Consider the following 17,969-nt stretch of genomic DNA (forward strand, 5'->3'; position numbering starts at 1 on the left):
CCATGCGGACAGCTTTCGCTTTATAAAAGAATAAACCCAATCACACCTGCCATTGTCACGTAAAACATCATCGGAATGAGCGTCATCCGAATAATTGTTCCCTCTTTACCGGGCAAATTTACAACAGACGCAGCAGCGACCACATTTAACACGCAAATCATATTTCCGGCATTGGCGCCAAGCACCTGCAGCGCGAGCACAATCTGCGGGTCAGCACTAATTTGGTCAGCAACACTGAACTGAAACAGTGAGAACATCATGCTGCTGAAGGTCGCGCTGCCTGAGATGAAAGACCCGAGTGCGCCGATGATCGGGGCAACGAGCGGCCAGTTCGTCCCGGCAGCGGCAGAGACGAAATCCGCCAGCTCAAGCGGCATGCTGAGGAGATCCGCGCCGTTCACACCTGAATTGATAAATATCCGCACCATTGGCACAGCGGTCCCAAGCGCAATCGCGGTCCCAACCATTGTTCTTACAGACTGACTGAACACACTGCCTACAGCTTTCACACGCATACCGTGAAGTAATGCGGTCAGCAGTACAGCGATTATAAAGATCGTGCCGGGTAAGTAAAAAGGTTCAAAAAACGTCGTGATTTCTGTTCCGAGTATATTGCGCCAGCCGATCTGAATCTCGCGCAGCCATCCTTTTAGCGGGAGCGCGTCAATTCGCGTCAGCACTAAAAGTGAAGTGACGATCAGGTAAGGGAGCCATGCTTTCCATAGCGGCATACGAGCAGCAACCGCGTCAGCTTTTATCTGATCAGCCACAGCGAAATCCCAAGCTGTTTTCGGTAAAAGAAACCCTTTTTTCGCAGTCGGTACGACGATCATTAGCCCGACAAGTCCTCCGATAATGGACGGGAATTCAGGCCCGAGCAAGGTGGCGACGGTAAAAGCCGGAACAGTAAATGCGAGTCCTGCAAAAATCGCAAACGGTGCGATCTGAAAGCCTTCCTTCCATGAACGGTTCTCGCCGAAAAAGCGGGTCAGCATGATCACTAAAATAAGTGGAATAAATGTTCCGATAAAGAGATCGATGAAAACAGCCGTACTTGCAACCTCCTGCAAATACGGACCGATTGCAGCGCCACCAAGCTCTTCCTGCACGACTGGCGCAAGTGAGCTTCCCTGATTCAGTCCCTGGTTGACCCCGACAATAATCGGTGTCCCAACTGCACCAAAAGAAACAGCAGAACTGTCGGCAATGAGTGCGAGTGCAACAGCAGCAAGCGGTGGAAAGCCAAGCGCGACAAGGAGCGGCGCCGCAATCGCAGCCGGCGTCCCAAAGCCAGCAGCCCCTTCAATAAATGAACCGAACAGCCACGCAATAATAATCAGCTGAACGCGGCGGTCAGCGGTGATCTGTGTAAAACCATTGCGGATCGAATCCATTGCACCGCTTTTTTTCAGCGTGTTAAGTAATAAAATCGCGCCAAACACAATCCACATAATCGAAACCGCAATGATCAGTCCCTCAATGATTGCAGCAGAAATCTGAATCGCAGGCACCTGCCAGATGAAAAACGCCAGTACAGCAGTCGCCGCCAGACTGATCGGCATCGCCTTTGTTGCAGGAAGTCTTAAAATGACCAAAAACAAAAACACAGCTAAAACAGGGGTTAAAGCAGTCAGCATTTGCAAAAACGTCATCAGAATCATCCTTATCGGGTTGTAAGATACTTTAAGTATAGCAGGTTTTTTGTAGGAGGAAGGTTATGCTTGTGAAAAATTTCACAATTTTATTTAGGGAAGGTGATGCGGCGGTGTGGTTCGACGTTAGATACTTGCTGTTCGCGTTTCATGGGAGGTGGTTCAACACTCAACATGGCTGGTTCGCGTTTCAACCAGCCATGTTCGACGTTCAACCGCACATGTTCGACGCTTTGGGTACAAAGACTCACCCTCCAATCTCTACTTCATCACATCCAAAAACCTCACCTTATTCCGCTCCACCGACTCAAACAAATCCACCACAGGCGCCGGATAATGCCGCCCAATCACAACACCTGTCGCCTGCTGCCCTTCATAAGACATTTTATAAGGCGCAAATATCATGTTCCCCGGCACGCGCCGAAGCTCCGGCAGCCACGTACGCAAATAATGCCCGTCCGGATCATAATCATATGCCTGCTTCACCACATTGAACGCCCTGAACTGAATCGCGTCATTCCCGACACCTGCCTGATACAGCCAGTTCCCATAATTACTCGACACGTCATAGTCAATCAGCAGCGACTCAAACCACGCTGCACCAATCCGCCAGTCAAGCCCGAGATTCTTCGTCAGAAAGCTCGCCACATTCTGTCTTGCCCGGTTCGACATAAACCCGGTCTGGCGCAGCTCCCGCATTGCAGCATCCACAAGCGGATACCCGATTTTCCCGTTCATCCACGCTGACTCAAACCCCTCATCACGATCCCACGGCGGCGTCCGGTCGCGCAGGCCGGATGCAGCAAACAAATCATCACCGTAACGTCTGTGCACCAGGTGAAAATAATCGCGCCACAGCAATTCAAAATACAGCCAGTACGTCGAGCTGTTTTTCACCCGCTCCTCCTCATAGCGCCGCACCTCATCCATCACCATTCGCGGCGACAGACAGCCGTGTGCAAGCCACGGTGAAAGTTTGGATGAATCATCCTCTTTCAACATGCCGTTCCGCGTTTCCTTATATACGCGCAGCTGATCAGATTCAAAAAAATAGTGTGCGATACGCTTCAATCCTTCATTCATCCCGCCGCGGAAACGGAGCGGGCCATCCAGTTCATCAAACCCAAGCGCTGATAATGAAGGAATTTCACCTTCATCAAGCTCCACCCTTTTAGCTGAAGCTGAAGGTTTTGAAAGTGGAGGACGCATCAGCACATCGTTCTTTTCAATCCGCTTTCTGAACTGTGAAAAAGTATCTGGCACGCTGTAAGAGTCAAAAGGCAGATCCTCCGGGTCATACAGATTGTGCCCGTGATCAATCGACACCTTTGCCTGCAGCGCCTGACGCACGCGGCGCTCAGCCGTCTGCTCCTCACTGCCGATTTCTTCATGCAGATACAGACACTTCACAAAATACTGCTCATTCAGCGCGGCAAAAACCTCCGCCGGGTCTCCGATGCGCACGAAAAGGGGGATGCCCAGCTCTTTAAGTTCACTGCGCAGATCCGCCACACTCTCCCTGATAAATGCAGCGCGGAACTTCTCCATTTTCTTAAATCCATACTCAGTCTCGCGCATCATCTCAGGGTCAAATACATACACGCCCACAACCGGCAGTCCGCTTGCCACCGCACGCCTGAGCGGTTGGTGATCAATTGTCCGCAGATCGTTTCTGAACCATACAGCTGCAATATCCATTGGATTCGCTCCTTTTGATAAATGTATTAGGAATATTGTAAAAGAATAGGGGAGTGGAAGGAAGTTTGGGTCGGTTTGGCGGAGGGGAGTTCCGGAGTTTACTCGTGATGTTCCGGAGATTATGTGTGTTGTTCCGAAAATAACTACTGGTGTTCATGACATTACCCCAGAGGTTCTGGAAATTTCACCACCCGTCCCGGAAATCAGGCACAAAGACCCGCCTCATCACTCACAAAAAAAGCCCGGGGTCCCACACCCCGGGTCAAAACCATCTACTCCACAACCTCAAACTCACCCGATCCTTCAAGCGACTCCACCAGCCCGGACCCAAACAGACCGGCCGGCGTAAAGCTTCCTGAAGGCAGATCGCGTCCGAGCATCCGCCGCACAACTTCCAGTGACCCAAATGCAGTCAATGTATAAGCATTCGTCGTTTTGATCCGCACCGTCACTGTCCGCCCGTCTTCAGCTTTTGCCTCACCGACAATATAGGAAGGTGCGTTCTCCCGCGCGCGTTCATCCGGTCCTTTAACGGAGCGGTCAACCCATTTCAGCAGCTGCTTCTGGACAGGCTTTGTGCCAAGTACCGGTGCGAAAAGTGACATCACGCGTGCGCCGCGGATCTGCCGCTCAGACAGTGGAATCCATGTCGTGATATTTGGAATTTTCGTCGTATAGTACGCAGTCGAGACATCACCCCACGGAATCGCTGTGACCGGCTGCTGACCTTTACCGAAGTCGAGCGTCCGCTTTTTAGTGCCCATTGGAAACGGCACAATCTTCCCGTCTTTCCGCTCAGCGCTGCCGCCTGAAAGTCCTTCGATCATCGTTTTTGTTGTGCCTGGTGACATGCCTGCTAAAAATGAAAATCCGAGTGAGAGCGAGACTGCGTTTGGCATGAGCTCTTTCAGCTTATGCGCGGTGCAGTCAGTCGGAATGACGTCGAACCCGACACCCGGGCACAGAACAATTCCTTTATCCGCAGCACGCTTCGACATCTCAGGCGCATGAATCATTTCAAAAACGCCGATTTCACCGGTGATATCAAGGTAGTGCGCGCCTGCAGTGAGACAGCCCTCGATCATTTGACGGCTTGTTTTTGAAAAGGGGCCGGCGCAATGTAAGACGATCTCCATTCCTTCAAGGTTCTTGGTCACTGTTCCCGGGTCATCAAGCGAAAACACGCGCGATTCCAGTCCGAGCTCACCCGCAAGCCTGCTGATCGCTTCCTCATTTCGTCCGGCAAGTACCGGGGTCATGCCGTCCTGCACTGCCTGGCGTGCAATGAGCTCACCTGTGTAGCCATTTGCTCCGTAAATCATCCATGCTGACATATCGCTTCATCCTTTCAACAGTCGAATTGTAGATCATTATAGCAAACATTACCTTTTAAAAGCCGTCACAAATATAGTTGAAATACGCAACTAAATTACTTTTATCCCCTGAAATGGCTTACAATAGAGGAACATCAAGCGTTTACTGGAGGATACTATGATTAAAATAATGGCTGATTCAACATGTGATCTGTCAAATGAGGTACTTGAAAAGTACGATATCAGCACTGCGCCACTGAAGATTAATATTGACGGCAAGTCCTATAAAGATAAAGTTGAAATTGATCCGGATACATTTTTCAAGATGCTTGAGGATCTCACAGATTTTCCGACGACCGGTGCACCAAGCCCTGCTGAGTATCTGGCAATAATGGATGAAGCGGTTGAGGCAGGTCATACGCATATTCTATGTATCTGTATGTCGAGCGGGACGAGCGGCTCGTATCAGTCTGCTGAAATAGCCAAAGATTACTTTTACGAGGAGCATCCAACTTCACCTGTGCATATTCAGGTCATTGATTCTAAATGTATGAGTCACGGAAGCGGCTGGCTGCTTTTGAAAAGCGCGCTGCTGCGTGAAAGAGGCGCATCATTTAAAGAAATCGTTGGCTTCAACGAACAGTATAAAACAAACGTGAAGCACTTTTTGTCAGTTGATGACCTGAACCACCTGATTAAAAGCGGGCGGATCTCAAACGCGAGTGCAATGGTTGGAAAACTGCTTATGCTAAAGCCTGTGATGACGATGAAGGACGGCAAGGGAGCAGTTGTCGCAAAGGAACGCGGCCGTAAAAGAGTGCTGAAGCATTACGTTGAGGAATTCAAAAAGCGTAATGATCCTGAGCAGACTGAATTTGTCATCATCGGCTATACGACAGATGCAGCTGTTGCTGAGAGCTTAAAGGTGAAAATGCAGGAAGAAACTGATTTTGCAGGCGAGATCTATGTCATGCAAATGGGTGTCGCAGTCGGTACCCACGTAGGACCGGGTGGCATCTCGATGTTCTTTATGGAAAAATAACAGTTAGAAAATTGTCAAAATTTGAAACCTCTGGGGAACTCTATTCGTAAAACGAAGTAGACGAACGCCCGGAGGTATTTTTATGTTCAATAAAATCCGCAATTCAGATTCAGATACGATGATGCCATACATCTCAACCACCGCCATTTTATTAATCTTAACGGCACTTTTCTTACCTGGCATTCTTGTCATGTTCCTTCAGGATATGCTGTTTTTCTCCTATGATCACTGGTCATTCCTGCGCCCGTCAGCAGCTTATATGGGCTTCGGTGCAGGCATGATCTGGATCGCGGTTGTCCTACTGTCATTCCTGTTTACCAAAATGTATTCAGAGCGAAAGAAAACCACTTACAAATTCGCAGGCCTGCACGTCTTCATGCTGGCACTCGCACTCCCACTGTTCGCGCTCTCCATTTACCACTACGCATTTTTAGACGAAACCGGCGTAACTGGCAACTCGTTCTGGACGTTTTCAGAAGAGCGTATCGCCTGGGATGACGTAGAGGAAGTCACGCGGCTTGTAGATGAAAGCAACTCAGCAGTGCTGTCCTATACGTTTTCAGATGGAGAAACGTCGATTACCGTTCCTTACAATTCACGCGAATACCAGACAAGGCGCGCGATCTTGAGCGCGGTTCAGATGTATAAGTGGGAAGTGATCGATGTGTTTGAGGATGCGGGGAGTGTGCCGATTACGTTTTGATGGATGGTGATGCGGGAGGGGTTCGGCGTATCCCCCGGGCGTTTCGCGTTCTGCGCGTCCGGGTTCGGCGTTCAACCTGTGGTGTTCGCGCTTTAACCCCGCTGGTTCGACGCTCAACCCACCATGTTCGCCACTTCGGGTATAAATACCCATCCGGTCGGGTCCTCAAAAAACGCCCAGGGAGCCACTCCCCGGGCGTCATTTATCTCAAATCTTCTCCTTAAACAGCTTCTTCACAGCCTTTACCACATACTTCTCCGGCCATTCCCCAAGCATGCCAAAAACAGCCGTTTCATGCAGTCCGAGCGTACGTACCTTATTCGTCGGCTCGCCCATCAAGGTCTGAGCCAGTAAATGCAGACTCAGTGTCAGCTCGGTTTCATCTAAAAAAGCCTCCACACGCTCCACTTCAGCGCGCGTTACCTGAAAGCCTTCAACCTCAATCATCACATCATCCGGCTTCGGCTGGTTCGCCTCAAGGAGAGCCGTCCAATCATGAAGAAGCTCATCAAGCGTCGCCTCAGACACCTCAAGCGTCTTCCATTGCTGCACCGCCTTCAGCACCTTCGTATCAGGCAGCACAACCTCAGACAGACTCATCAGCGTCGGCTCCACACGCTCCTCAGGCAGCCGGACCGCCTTCAGCTGCTCATAGCACGCAACCACTTCAGGCGCCTCCACATCCAGCTCATCTTTTAGCTCAATCAGCCGTTCAAGCTTCCCGCTAAAAGCATTCAGCCGAAGCTTCACATCCTGCACATCACGCAGCGCCTCCACGACATTCATACTCTGCGCCGCAATCTCATTCAGCTGGCGTTCAATCGTTGCGATCCGCTTCACCGTGCGCTCCATCATCGGCTCTTCACGCAGCTCAATTCGCTCCTCGTCCACGTGATACTTCACCGCATACTCACACACCGGACACGTGCACACAAGCGCCTCACCATCTACAGCAAGCTCTTTTTCATGCGTACACATCTCCCAGCGCCACGCAGCCGGAATATCGCGGTAAGGCCGCATCACAATCTCCACGCGGTGACGCCAGTATGCGATGTCCTCAGGATATTTCAACACAGCTAAAAGAGAAGACCTGTTCATCTTCTCAACAGCTTCCACCACATGATTCTTTTCTTTTGCGAGCTCTATAAAAGGATGACGGCTATACGCAACATAGATCTGATCCAGCCAGTACTCACGCTTCATCCGGTGCAACTTCGCACAAAATGCATAATCCTTCAGCACATACGACACATGGTGATGCAGACCCTCAGCTGACAGCCGGCTGTAGTTCTTCCCGTAAAAATAACTCTCATCAATCGGCAAGCCTCGCTGCGCCGAATGCTCCTGCCATAAAAACATCTCAGGTCGCATCAGCTGAGGATACAGCTCCTCCTCACGTGTCACGGGAACCGGCATCCGCCAGCAGTCCGCATGTAAAAACTCTTTAATATCCTGAAGCTCTCTATAGGAAAACTGAGGCAGCGCATGATGAACCGCCTGCTGCAGACGGGACAGCACCCCACGCTCCTCCTTATGCCCAATCGAGCGGATATTCGCATACCTGCGCCCAACCGGCATAAACAATAATTTATCATAAGGCTCAATCTTGACCCCTGGTTTCATAGTAAAACACTCCTAACTTCTAACCCCTCAATTCATTATAAAGCCAAGCAAGCACTGACTCTATTTTGGATAGTCTCGGAAGTTCCAGCGCAGCCCATTCATGTTAAACTAATACCATCACAACAACCCGGAGGACCATTATGAAAATACAAATCATCACAGTCGGCAAACTTAAAGAAAAATACCTTAAGCAGGGCATTGCTGAATATACCAAAAGACTGGGAGCATACTGCAACATTGAGGAGATCGAGGTTGCTGATGAAAAAGCACCCGAAAATTTAAGCGAAGCCGACATGCAAATCGTCAAACAAAAAGAAGGTGAGCGCATACTCTCTAAAATCGCACCCGACACCCACGTCATCACACTCGAAATCAACGGCAAACAGCTCACATCAGAGCAGCTGGCAAAAGAAATCGACAAGCTTGCGACCTATGGAAAAAGTAAAATTGCTTTTGTCATTGGGGGATCACTTGGACTGAGTGATGAAGTACTGAAGCGGAGTGATTTTGGACTTTCGTTTTCTAAGATGACGTTTCCGCATCAGTTGATGAAATTGATTTTGGTGGAGCAGGTTTATCGGAGTTTCCGTATCATTAGAAACGAGCCTTATCATAAATGAATGTGATAAGAATTGCTTCATCGAGACCTTGTTATGCATTGGAGTCATGATAAAAGTACTGATTAAGTGATATAATAGTCGTGCTTTTATTCACACAATATGGGAGGTGAATATTCTTGAAGAGGATTTGTAGAGAAGGTCCATTTCACCGCGAACAGTCATCAGTGTCATATACATCTGAAGTTAAAGATGAAATTGCTGCCACAGTAATTAAAGAAGAGGTTGATGAGAAGTCTAATTATAAAAATAACCTGAATGACAAGGCAATTAATAAAGAAAACCTTACAGTCTATGAACAAATAAATTATTTGAAGCTTAAGGGTATAACGTTTGATCAAATTGATGAACGAATAGCTGGAGATATTTTATCAAATCGAACTTATTACTATAAAGTAACCGCCTTTAGAAAAAACTTTAAAAAAGACAATGGTCAATACAAGAACGTTGATTTTGGATTGTTAAACGATTTAGCAACAATCGATATGCATTTCCGCTATTTGTTTTTAAAACTATCTTTAGATATTGAGCATAATATTAAAACTTTATTGATTAATTTAATCACAGAAAGTGATGAAGATGGTTATAAAATTGTTGAAGAATATAAGGCATTTGAAGTTGAAAGCTATCGTAAAAGACTAATTAAATCCAAAAGTAAAGATTCTCTAGAAACTATTGATATGAAAGTTAGAAAATATGAAACAATAGATAAAAAGTTAATGGACTCGTTTAAATCGCCAAGGGATTATAGCTATGATTTAATTAGTAAAAGAAAAAGTAAGCCATCAATTTGGGTGTTAATTGAATTAATGTCTTATGGACAGCTCTCTTTCTTTATAAACTTTTATGTTCAACGAAAAAAATATAAATATAAAGAATTAAATCTAGCTAGAAGTTTATTGCTAGATTCAAAAAACATTCGAGATTCGGCAGCACATAGTAGACCAATCATTTTTAATATTGTAGGTCCTAATGAGTTTCTATTACCAATTGATAAACGACCAAAACTGCAAGTTAGAAATTATTTAACCCAAGAATGCAATTTACCTGATAAATTAGTAAATGGTAAAATAAAGAACCTTAAAATTCATGATGTTAGTGCTTTACTTTATTTGCATGATCATTATGTAAATGGAAAGATTACTAGGCGAGAAAGAAAAAAAGAACTAGTAAGTCTAATGGAAAGATGTAGATTGAAGAAACAGTACTATGAAAACCATTCTGATTTCAGTGAAGTGTACTATTTAATCCTAAAAATAATTAAAAACTATAGTGTGAAAAAATAAGTATTTATGATTGATTTTGCTTTTTGTAAATGGTAATATTAACAACACATGAAAGACCCTTCCGAAAGGTCGTCTGGAAAATAGGGTAACAGCTATTTCTAGATTTAAGGAATTTAAATCCTTGAAACAATTATTACTCGTGTAATTGTTTCAGGGATTTTTTTGCGTCTAATTCGAAAATAGGGACAAAATCGGACTAAGAAAAGTTATTTATACAAAGCTTGCGTTAAATAATGGGGACAAAAAAAGGGACATAATTGAGACATTTTGAATAAACAAATTCCACACAATTCATTCAAACTGAATTGTGTGGAACAACATCTAATTTAATACTTAACCACCTAAAACAACTCCATCTGCTCAACTTCACCCAAACGCTCAATCGAACGCGGGGCATGATCCTGGAAATAAGCTGTGTGCAAATGACGCTCTTTCGTCATTACTTTCGTCTGGGCATCTTTCGCTGTGCGCAAGCGGCAGCTGTAGATGACAGGGAAGTGATCGTGCAGGAATTTCCCTTCAGCGTGTGCAGTGAGCGCGAGAATCTGGAAGCCAAGCTGCTCAGCAATGAAAAAGACGGGATTCAGTACGTGATCACTTGATGCTTTTCCGAACGGGTTATCCATGATTACGGCACGGTTGCGGCCTTTTTCCTGCTCCACGTGATGTGTTTTCTCAGAGATATATTTCAATAAGCCGAGAAATAGTGTCATATTCTTGCTCCATTTTTCCCCACCGGACCAGTTATTCGTCTGTTCCCACGAGTGTCGCTTCGTTGTGACGCGGTTATCGTTTGTCACTTTGCGGCATGACACTTTCATCACTTCCTGGTTCATGACAATCCGGAGCAATTGCTTTGAATCCAGCCATTTTTCAATTTCTTTCCGTACTTTGCCATGATCTTCTTCGCCGCTGGTTCCGAAGAACACATCCTTCTCAAGCTCCCCAAGGATCCAGTCAATATGATTCCGGATCTGTTCTTTGCCATCCGTCTCATCCCATTCAGGTATGGTGAAATGGTAGATTTCTTTCCATGTATCATCTACCTTCACTTTCGTTTTCTTTGGAATCACTTTCAGCTGATCGGTCAGATTACTTAAGTGCTGGTGGATATGGCTGACGAACTGTTCTAGTTCCTTATCTGCATCACGAATGGTTTCTTCGTTGTAGCGGATCGCACGTAGAATGCGTTCATTCATATGGTGTTTAAATTGAATCACATCTTCATACTTTGTCTTGCTGTCTACGCCGCGAATCGCCATCTGACGCATTTGCACGTCTGTGACTTGATCCTGGCAGAATAATTTGAAGCGGCTTTTCGCTTGAGCTACTTTGACTTTTTCTGATTCCAGCGCATCAAATGTATCATTCAGCGCAGCTATAGCATTTTTAACAAAAGTATTGCGGTTATAGGTATAATCCCGCTGCTCGTCCTCACTCAAATTTTTTGCTTCTACAGACTGGTTAAGAAATAAGTGTTTGACTTCGTATTTTTGCAGCTTTTGATCAGCCTCAATGATCCGTTCAAGCTGTTTTTCAACCTCTGTTAATTGCTGATCAATGTATCGTTTTCGTTCTTCCAGCTGCTTCTTTTGTTCTTTTAACTCGTCCGGCACCTCAGAAAGAGGAATAGAGAACGACACCAGTTCAGCACCCCGGAATCTTTCATCAAAAGAGGATTCCGCGTTCTGAATCTGCCCTTTCAACTCGTACATTTCTCCATTTGCCTTCTCAAGCTCTGCTCTCAACTGCTTCAGACGATCTTCCATCTCCCTAAACCGCGAACTGATTCTTTGCATACGCACTTTCCCATCAAGCGGAAAGACAAGTGTTTCATCAAGATTTGTATGCTCCCGCTGCAGATCCTCAATCGCTTCCTGTTCACGCATCACGCTTTTCTTCTCATGCGAAAGATTAGCTTCCACTTCACTCCGCTGCTTCGAAATTCCTTTCAGTTCAATTAAAAGGTCTTCAAATTGACCCGCAAGAACGTCTCTAGAAGCAGAAGTGTAAATAGGGGTTGTATCCTTTACTTTTTGAAAAAGATGATCGTTTTCCAGCTGCTGTTTCAAAGAGTTTTGAGCGCTAACTTCTTCTTTCAAACGATTAAGTTCTTCTTCAAACTTCGAACGCTGCAGCTTTATTCGCTTCTGTTCATTTTCCAGAACAAATAGCTGCTCTGAGACCGTCTGTTGCTTTGTTTTCAAGTGATTCATTTCTTTCTTATATTTGTCATACTCCAGCGCTTTTGAAAGTTTATTACGCAGACCATTCAGTTTATCGGAGGAGTCATCAATCTCCTGCTGGTGGCGCGCGATGGCTTCCTGATGATTGGTCATTGTCTGTTCAATTGACCGCAGTTCATCAGCAAGCGACTGTTTTCGGTTGGTGAGCTGCTGTTTGTTTTCGATCATCTCCTGCTTTCTTTCATAAGGAAACTGCTCAACAAAGTCCTGGGTGAGACTGATCAGCTGACGCACCACTTGTATCTCATCTTCGACCATTTTACGAATCTGTGTCGCCTCATCAGCTGCCTGCTGCCTGTTCGCCTGCCATGCACGGAACGTATCCACATCCATATTAGCCGGCCAGTGGCCTGGTACAATGCCTTCCTGTATAGTGATTTCTCCTTTTAAAATCTGTGTGATCTCATTTGTTGAAAAAATGAACAGCGGCTGTGATAGGTGTGCTGCATGTTCCTGTACTTTGCGCGTGAGCAACCCCTTTTCCTGTGTGGTCGTCACAAGAGAAATCGCCCAGTACGGAAACTGATTTACATCAACATCTACCAGGCTATCAATATACTGAACACCTGTATTCAGAAAGCTGAATTGGTTCTGCCAGTCAGCCACTTTTTTCTCAATGAAAGGTTCAGCAAAAAAGCGGTCCTGCGCGCCATAATCATCAACAAACCGCAGGGCGAGACGCTCTTTGTGCAGTGTGCGTTCATGCTCTTTCTGCTGCCTGATGAGCGCTTCCCGCAGCTCTGACTGAATCGATTCTTCTTTCAAATACAATTCTTCAAGGTTGGACCACTTCGGCTTATAACTGCCAAGCTGTTCGATGACCTGACGTTGCTTATTCTCAAAGATGTTCAGGTTCGTTTCTGTTTCAGACAATTCTTTTTCAATAAGTGTCAGTGCTGCCTTACTGTTGTCAGCGCGTTGACCAAGTTCTGTGAGCAGATCATTCAGCCGTTTGTTCTCACCCTTCAGTCTGACGATTTGCTCATCAAGCATCTGCTCCTGCTTTTTCCATTCCTCCGCTTTCTCTTCAACGGTCTCCTGATCGGGTTTGCTAAGAATTGCCTGACGGATACTTTCTATTGATCGTTCAAGCATTTGAATCTGACCTTTATACTGACTAAACTCGTCTTGAACCTTCTCTTTATCAACCATGCTTGCGTCAAACAGTCCAACTAGCCGGTTCATTTCATTGATAAGAGGCTGCTGCTCAATTTTTAGTGAGTCAATCGTACGTGCTGTTTCCTCAATCTTTTCTGCAAAATAACCATGAAGCGCAGCACGCGTTTCATCAAGTCTGTCACGCAGTTCATCAGCCCCTGTCTCTTCATCAAGGCGCTCAAGCTCTTTCTCAAAATGTATTTTCTTTTCTTCTGCAGTCTGAATCTTCTGCTTGTGTTCCGCTAATTTTAGCGAGTAATAAGTATGCTGCAGATCACGCAATTCATTTTCCGAGCGCTCATGCACTTCATTTAAAGTGCTCGATTTCCTGACTGCTGCGGCATGTTTATCACGTTTGTCCAGTACTTTAAAAGAGGCTTCTGCTTTGTTCCACGCCTCTTTTTCACTTTGCCATTCTTCAAGCTGGCCCTCATACCGGGATTTTTCCACTTCAGCCTCTGTGCGTTCTGTTTCAATCAAACAGAATAAGCCCTTCGCATGCCGTTTTGCCGTATCATAACTTTGTTCTTTACCATACAGTCTCTCGAATTGGCTGACATACGCTGCAAGCTCCGATTCAATTCGCTTATTCTCTTCAATTTGCGACTTCAGTGACTTATAACGTTTGAACTGTTCGCGTCTTTTCTCAAACGTATCAGCAAACGTCTTTTTATCATGCCCCGCAATTGACGCCTCAACGGTCGGAATCAACAGGCGGTCAAACAGCTGTCCGGTCGTTTTACACTCCTCAAAAAACGCCTCTACACCGCCTTCAGTGCTGTTAATTTTAATAATGCTGTCCCATTCATTTGCAATGATATGATAGGCTTCCTCGAGGTGCTCACGGTAAGCTTTGATCGTCTGAAAAGTTTCCGCGCGATAGCCGGCGCGCTGAGTGCGTTCCTGATAGTAATCTTTGATTTCGTCCCGTGAGGCTGCCCGTTTTGAGTCGTCCATGTTCTCCCGTACAAACGGCAGCTGGTCAATCGCATGCGCATCATTCGCCTCATATTCATAGACGTAGTGATAAGAGTCGAGACTCTGGTTATGTAAAAACAGCGACACTGCTGTCACGAGATAACGCCTTGGCTGATCTGATAGGATCCATTCCACTGCAATATGAGCAGGTGCCCCATCCAGGTTGAGCGTCTGTTTGATTTTACGCTCAGCCAGGTCAGCACGTGGAAATACAGCCTGAAGTGCGGCCTGGATGAATACCGTTTTCCCACCGCCATTTTCAAGCAGAATCGCACTGTTATGTCCGTCAAATGTAAACATTTCATCATTGTAGCGCTTGTTGCCTTCTTCATACACGACATTCGTGAACCGGATACGGCTAATCGATGGCATGTGATTCCTCCTCCCACTGGTACAAAAATTCAAGGATGCCTTTGTTATACTCAACTTCCATGAAGTAACGCTGCACAATTGCTTTTGCTTTTTCAGTCAGCATGACTTCATCATTTCCGATCTCTTCAATCAGCTCCTGATCGATCATAAAATTCCGGACTGTATGAATAAAACTCAGGCGGCTGATCGTGTTGCCTGTCTGCTTTTTCGCCGATTCCTTAATATCATTCATCGCTTCCCACTTTTCGATGATCAGTGACCAGTTGTAAGAGAACTCTTTTTCATAAGAGCGGATCGTCTCTTCATCGTGTTCACGCAGAACTTCGATTCGTTCCTGCACTGCCCGTACCCATTCATCAAGCTTGAGGAAATTCCGGGTCGGTTCCTGTGTCTGATAGCTGTCATAAAAGGAACCGAACAATACAATCGTCGCAAAATAAAGCAGGTAAATGTCACCGTTTGTTGCGCCTGACCTCAAATAAGTTCGTTTGATATAGTCATTGTTCACGTGAAAAGGAGAGAGCCTTGTTTCCGGAATCATTAAGATCTCGTCGCCTGCTAAAATGAGTACACAATCAACATGGGCTGCAAAACGATCTGCCAGACTGCGTACCTCATCGTCCGCTTTATACAGATTCACCGCGTCAATCCCTGCTTTTCCATCGCGTGCAAGTTTCGTATATAAATCAAACGCGTCCAGTACCTTATCCTCCTGATAATGCATCATCTTCCTCCTTTTCTATCTCAAGATCCATATTTTGAATGGAGAACCGGTCATTCACCCGAATCAGTTGTTTTGCTTCCGTGATGACAAGCGCCCGTCCCTGTAAATGGGCAAGTGCCGCATCGAGCACGTGGCTGCCTTCCTCATTTTGTACAGCATCTTCTTTCAGCGGTGAACGCTGATGGAGCAGCAGCCAGAAATCATAAAAGTATCGCGTTTCGAAGATTTCCCCATGACCATTTTCATCAAGTGCATCTATAATCGTCCGGAGGTCATGAGCGCCATGTTCCATTGCCTCAAGGGTCTGTTCCATAAAAGTGCCATACAGCGTTTTCAACTGCTGGTGATACTTTGATTCCTCTTCTTCTGAAGGCACATCAGTAAAGCGATCATCGTTAGGTGCATCGCGCTCTTCCTGGATATTCTGCTCAGCGAAAAGGGTGAGCGGAGACCACCGTTTTTCCTCCTGTACGGTGAGAAATGGATGCAGGACACCTTTCAATGCTTCAAGTGGAAGCGGACCCGCAATAATTGTCGCCGTGATATCCTGATCGAAATTAAAGGCTTCAATGCCGGTATAATAAAGCGATTCCTGCGCAGCTTTTAATGTATGGTTTTTCAAATCAATGCTTTGTGTAAGAAGATCTGAGTGCTGGTAATGCACTTCCTCTAAATGCTTTTGAATCTTCAGGACTGTATCGTACGCTTTCTGTTCCCGTTTATAGAAATCCTTCTCTGCAAGCCGTTCCTGCGTTTCCCGGACGAACTCACGCAGCTCTGAAAACTCTTCATTCTCCCGCTCAAGCCTCAGGTGTGAATCCTCAATTAGCTGTTTATACCGGTCAAACGTATCTTCAGAGACAATATTGCGCTGAATTTCATGACGAAGTTTGACCATCCGCTCATGAAGTGATTCGACATTCAGGCGCATTTCATTGATTTGCTTGAGTGCACCCTGGAACTCACCTTTTTCCAGCTGTTTACGTAGCATTAACTGGTTGATTGAAAGCTGAAACTCACTGTAGAACTCTTTCGTTGCAAAAACGAGCTCGAGTCCATCTTCATCAAGCGTATAATACTGACGATTCGTCTTTATATCAAAATTATTATCTTTTAAAATCGAGTACTCGATCTCTTCATCCTGTTTCGTCTCCCAGTTGAAAAATGGGTAGGCACGCTTCTTTCCTGTAGCAGGCCGAAAAGTCTGAATAATCGTCTGGGCCAGCTTCTCCAGCTGATCTGGCGGCAGTTCATATTCAAGTCGGCTGATGCTGCCTAAGTATTCCGCGAGCTCCTTTGAACCATTCTTCAAATCTCTAATGATCTTCTTTTCAAAGAAAAACAGTAGCGCCAAAAGTCCAAAGCCCTTCATATCAATCGGCTTCTGACGGGCGTCTTTATCCTGCCTCCGGTCTAATTCATAGAGCGGATCAAATAACGCAAGACGCCGCATCCGTTCCCGGTAGCCTGAAGTTACACTCTCTAATCCGTCCATGCCGCATCCCTCCATATGTGCTGCAATTCATGTTTCATCAATACTTCCTGAGCATAGTAGCCTCCGTGATCAAGTACATCATTCATCTGTTTACGTTCAGACGGAGTAAAGTGTGCCAGGAATACTTCGACCGCCTCATGGTTTCTGCGGTGATTCGTCTTTCCTTTCATCACGGGTTTTTCAAGGCATGCCAGATAAAAAGGTTTTGCGAGATGTACAGTTTGTTTTTTGCTGAGCTGATACCAGATGAAGAGACCTTCGAGGTCAAGGTCGCCAAAATAATAGAAAATGTGCTCGCCCTCAACCGGAAATTGACGGTCGAATTGTTCAATGCTTTTAATGATTTTCTTCCCGCATCCATAGATCAGTGTTGTAAAAAGGGTCTCCGGTAAAGCATCAAGCAGGCCCTGATACGTTGTTTTATTCTCAACAACTAAATGATAGTGACGGTGCTGCTGAATGGTCCGTGGATTAAGTGCAAACATGAGCGGATCTGAGACAGGCATCACCTTCATCGCCTCCCACAAGCCAATTCGCTCAAGCAGCGCTTTTCCGTTTCGTTCAGTGATCCACTTTTCATCGCCAACCAGCGATACACTTCGCTCAGGAGCAGGGACTTCTTCTTTCGGAAATCCATATTGCTTTAGGTACACATCGATTTTTTCTATGTAAGGTACATCTTCTTCCCAGTCGACTGAATCCAGGGAAAAGTATGCATCAAGCTGAATTGATGAGTGGAGGAGTAGACGGTGCTGCTTTAATGTTTGATGGAACTGCTGCTGGAGCGGACGTTTATCGATTCGGTAGCGGTAGGCAAGGGACGGTCTGCGTGTGTTTCTTCCCTGTGATTTAACAATGGAGAGGACGCCTTGTTCCTCGAGTTCAAGTACGAGTGCTGCAAATGCTTCGTATGTAGGGACATCGGTGCGTATCAGACGTTCGAGTTCGTCGAGGGTGATTGTTGAGTTTTTGTATTGGCGTAATGGTTGGGTTAGGTTGTTCATTTTGGAATTCTCCTTGTGGGTTGGTGTGTGGGTGTATAAATAATTTTAGCACGGTGTC

At 45.9% G+C, this 17,969-nt stretch carries 12 protein-coding genes; 4 read left to right on the forward strand and 8 right to left on the reverse strand.

Going from position 1 to position 17,969, the window contains the following annotated elements:
- Nucleotides 1–20 precede the first annotated feature (20 nt).
- The 3 genes from ACH6CZ_RS06265 to ACH6CZ_RS06275 all read right to left on the reverse strand — a co-directional run bounded on the left by ACH6CZ_RS06265 (nucleotide 21) and on the right by ACH6CZ_RS06275 (nucleotide 4,684).
- Complete coding sequence (locus ACH6CZ_RS06265; protein WP_374096574.1) at nucleotides 21–1,652, reverse strand: L-lactate permease; 1,632 nt, start codon at nucleotides 1,650–1,652, stop codon at nucleotides 21–23.
- A gap of 261 nt (nucleotides 1,653–1,913) precedes the next feature.
- The gene (locus ACH6CZ_RS06270) at nucleotides 1,914–3,350 is read right to left on the reverse strand and encodes a DASH family cryptochrome (protein ID WP_374096575.1); all 1,437 of its coding nucleotides are present in this window, start codon (nucleotides 3,348–3,350) and stop codon (nucleotides 1,914–1,916) included.
- A gap of 272 nt (nucleotides 3,351–3,622) precedes the next feature.
- Complete coding sequence (locus tag ACH6CZ_RS06275; RefSeq protein WP_374096576.1) at nucleotides 3,623–4,684, reverse strand: saccharopine dehydrogenase family protein; 1,062 nt, start codon at nucleotides 4,682–4,684, stop codon at nucleotides 3,623–3,625.
- 157 nt (nucleotides 4,685–4,841) lie between these two features.
- On the opposite strand from ACH6CZ_RS06275, the gene ACH6CZ_RS06280 reads away from it, so the two are divergent.
- Both ACH6CZ_RS06280 and ACH6CZ_RS06285 read left to right on the forward strand, forming a co-directional pair.
- Nucleotides 4,842–5,705 (forward strand): DegV family protein, encoded by an 864-nt coding sequence (locus tag ACH6CZ_RS06280; RefSeq protein WP_374096577.1) that lies wholly within the window; start codon nucleotides 4,842–4,844, stop codon nucleotides 5,703–5,705.
- A gap of 82 nt (nucleotides 5,706–5,787) precedes the next feature.
- Nucleotides 5,788–6,408, forward strand: coding sequence for a hypothetical protein (locus ACH6CZ_RS06285; protein ID WP_374096578.1), 621 nt, complete (start codon nucleotides 5,788–5,790; stop codon nucleotides 6,406–6,408).
- 207 nt (nucleotides 6,409–6,615) lie between these two features.
- On the opposite strand, the gene ACH6CZ_RS06290 is transcribed toward ACH6CZ_RS06285, so the two are convergent.
- A complete protein-coding gene (locus ACH6CZ_RS06290) occupies nucleotides 6,616–8,031 on the reverse strand; it encodes an RQC-minor-2 family DNA-binding protein (protein WP_374096579.1) in 1,416 nt (471 codons plus the stop codon).
- A gap of 140 nt (nucleotides 8,032–8,171) precedes the next feature.
- Here ACH6CZ_RS06290 and rlmH point away from each other — a divergent pair, with 140 nt between their 5' ends.
- Together rlmH and ACH6CZ_RS06300 are read left to right on the forward strand one after the other, a co-directional pair.
- The gene (gene rlmH, locus ACH6CZ_RS06295) at nucleotides 8,172–8,651 is read left to right on the forward strand and encodes a 23S rRNA (pseudouridine(1915)-N(3))-methyltransferase RlmH (protein ID WP_374096580.1); all 480 of its coding nucleotides are present in this window, start codon (nucleotides 8,172–8,174) and stop codon (nucleotides 8,649–8,651) included.
- Between the two features lie 116 nt (nucleotides 8,652–8,767).
- Nucleotides 8,768–9,934, forward strand: a complete 1,167-nt coding sequence (locus ACH6CZ_RS06300) for an Abi family protein (protein WP_374096581.1) — start codon at nucleotides 8,768–8,770, stop codon at nucleotides 9,932–9,934.
- A gap of 341 nt (nucleotides 9,935–10,275) precedes the next feature.
- Here the strand turns inward: ACH6CZ_RS06300 and ACH6CZ_RS06305 are convergent, their stop codons facing one another.
- From ACH6CZ_RS06305 to ACH6CZ_RS06320, 4 genes are read right to left on the reverse strand one after another with little or no spacing between them, the layout of a single operon-like run.
- Nucleotides 10,276–14,688, reverse strand: coding sequence for a hypothetical protein (locus ACH6CZ_RS06305; protein WP_374096582.1), 4,413 nt, complete (start codon nucleotides 14,686–14,688; stop codon nucleotides 10,276–10,278).
- On the reverse strand, nucleotides 14,675–15,412 hold the full coding sequence (locus ACH6CZ_RS06310) for a DUF6063 family protein (RefSeq protein WP_374096583.1): 738 nt from the start codon (nucleotides 15,410–15,412) through the stop codon (nucleotides 14,675–14,677). The genes ACH6CZ_RS06305 and ACH6CZ_RS06310 overlap by 14 nt, the downstream gene beginning before the upstream one ends.
- The gene (locus ACH6CZ_RS06315) at nucleotides 15,393–16,907 is read right to left on the reverse strand and encodes a replicative DNA helicase (protein ID WP_374096584.1); all 1,515 of its coding nucleotides are present in this window, start codon (nucleotides 16,905–16,907) and stop codon (nucleotides 15,393–15,395) included. The genes ACH6CZ_RS06310 and ACH6CZ_RS06315 overlap by 20 nt, the downstream gene beginning before the upstream one ends.
- Nucleotides 16,895–17,911, reverse strand: coding sequence for a Wadjet anti-phage system protein JetD domain-containing protein (locus ACH6CZ_RS06320; protein ID WP_374096585.1), 1,017 nt, complete (start codon nucleotides 17,909–17,911; stop codon nucleotides 16,895–16,897). Before ACH6CZ_RS06320 ends, ACH6CZ_RS06315 begins: the two co-directional genes overlap by 13 nt.
- Nucleotides 17,912–17,969 lie beyond the last annotated feature (58 nt).

This window comes from Jeotgalibacillus sp. JSM ZJ347, assembly GCF_044383825.1.
GTDB lineage: Bacteria > Bacillota > Bacilli > Bacillales > Jeotgalibacillaceae > Jeotgalibacillus.

Bases quoted from the DNA above. Each gene is read 5' to 3' on its own strand.
- ACH6CZ_RS06265 (WP_374096574.1), bottom strand. From the start codon at position 1,652: ATGACGTTTTTGCAAATGCTGACTGCTTTAACCCCTGTTTTAGCTGTG.
- ACH6CZ_RS06270 (WP_374096575.1), bottom strand. From the start codon at position 3,350: ATGGATATTGCAGCTGTATGGTTCAGAAACGATCTGCGGACAATTGAT.
- ACH6CZ_RS06275 (WP_374096576.1), bottom strand. From the start codon at position 4,684: ATGTCAGCATGGATGATTTACGGAGCAAATGGCTACACAGGTGAGCTC.
- ACH6CZ_RS06280 (WP_374096577.1), top strand. From the start codon at position 4,842: ATGATTAAAATAATGGCTGATTCAACATGTGATCTGTCAAATGAGGTA.
- ACH6CZ_RS06285 (WP_374096578.1), top strand. From the start codon at position 5,788: ATGTTCAATAAAATCCGCAATTCAGATTCAGATACGATGATGCCATAC.
- ACH6CZ_RS06290 (WP_374096579.1), bottom strand. From the start codon at position 8,031: ATGAAACCAGGGGTCAAGATTGAGCCTTATGATAAATTATTGTTTATG.
- rlmH (WP_374096580.1), top strand. From the start codon at position 8,172: ATGAAAATACAAATCATCACAGTCGGCAAACTTAAAGAAAAATACCTT.
- ACH6CZ_RS06305 (WP_374096582.1), bottom strand. From the start codon at position 14,688: ATGCCATCGATTAGCCGTATCCGGTTCACGAATGTCGTGTATGAAGAA.
- ACH6CZ_RS06310 (WP_374096583.1), bottom strand. From the start codon at position 15,412: ATGCATTATCAGGAGGATAAGGTACTGGACGCGTTTGATTTATATACG.
- ACH6CZ_RS06315 (WP_374096584.1), bottom strand. From the start codon at position 16,907: ATGGACGGATTAGAGAGTGTAACTTCAGGCTACCGGGAACGGATGCGG.
- ACH6CZ_RS06320 (WP_374096585.1), bottom strand. From the start codon at position 17,911: ATGAACAACCTAACCCAACCATTACGCCAATACAAAAACTCAACAATC.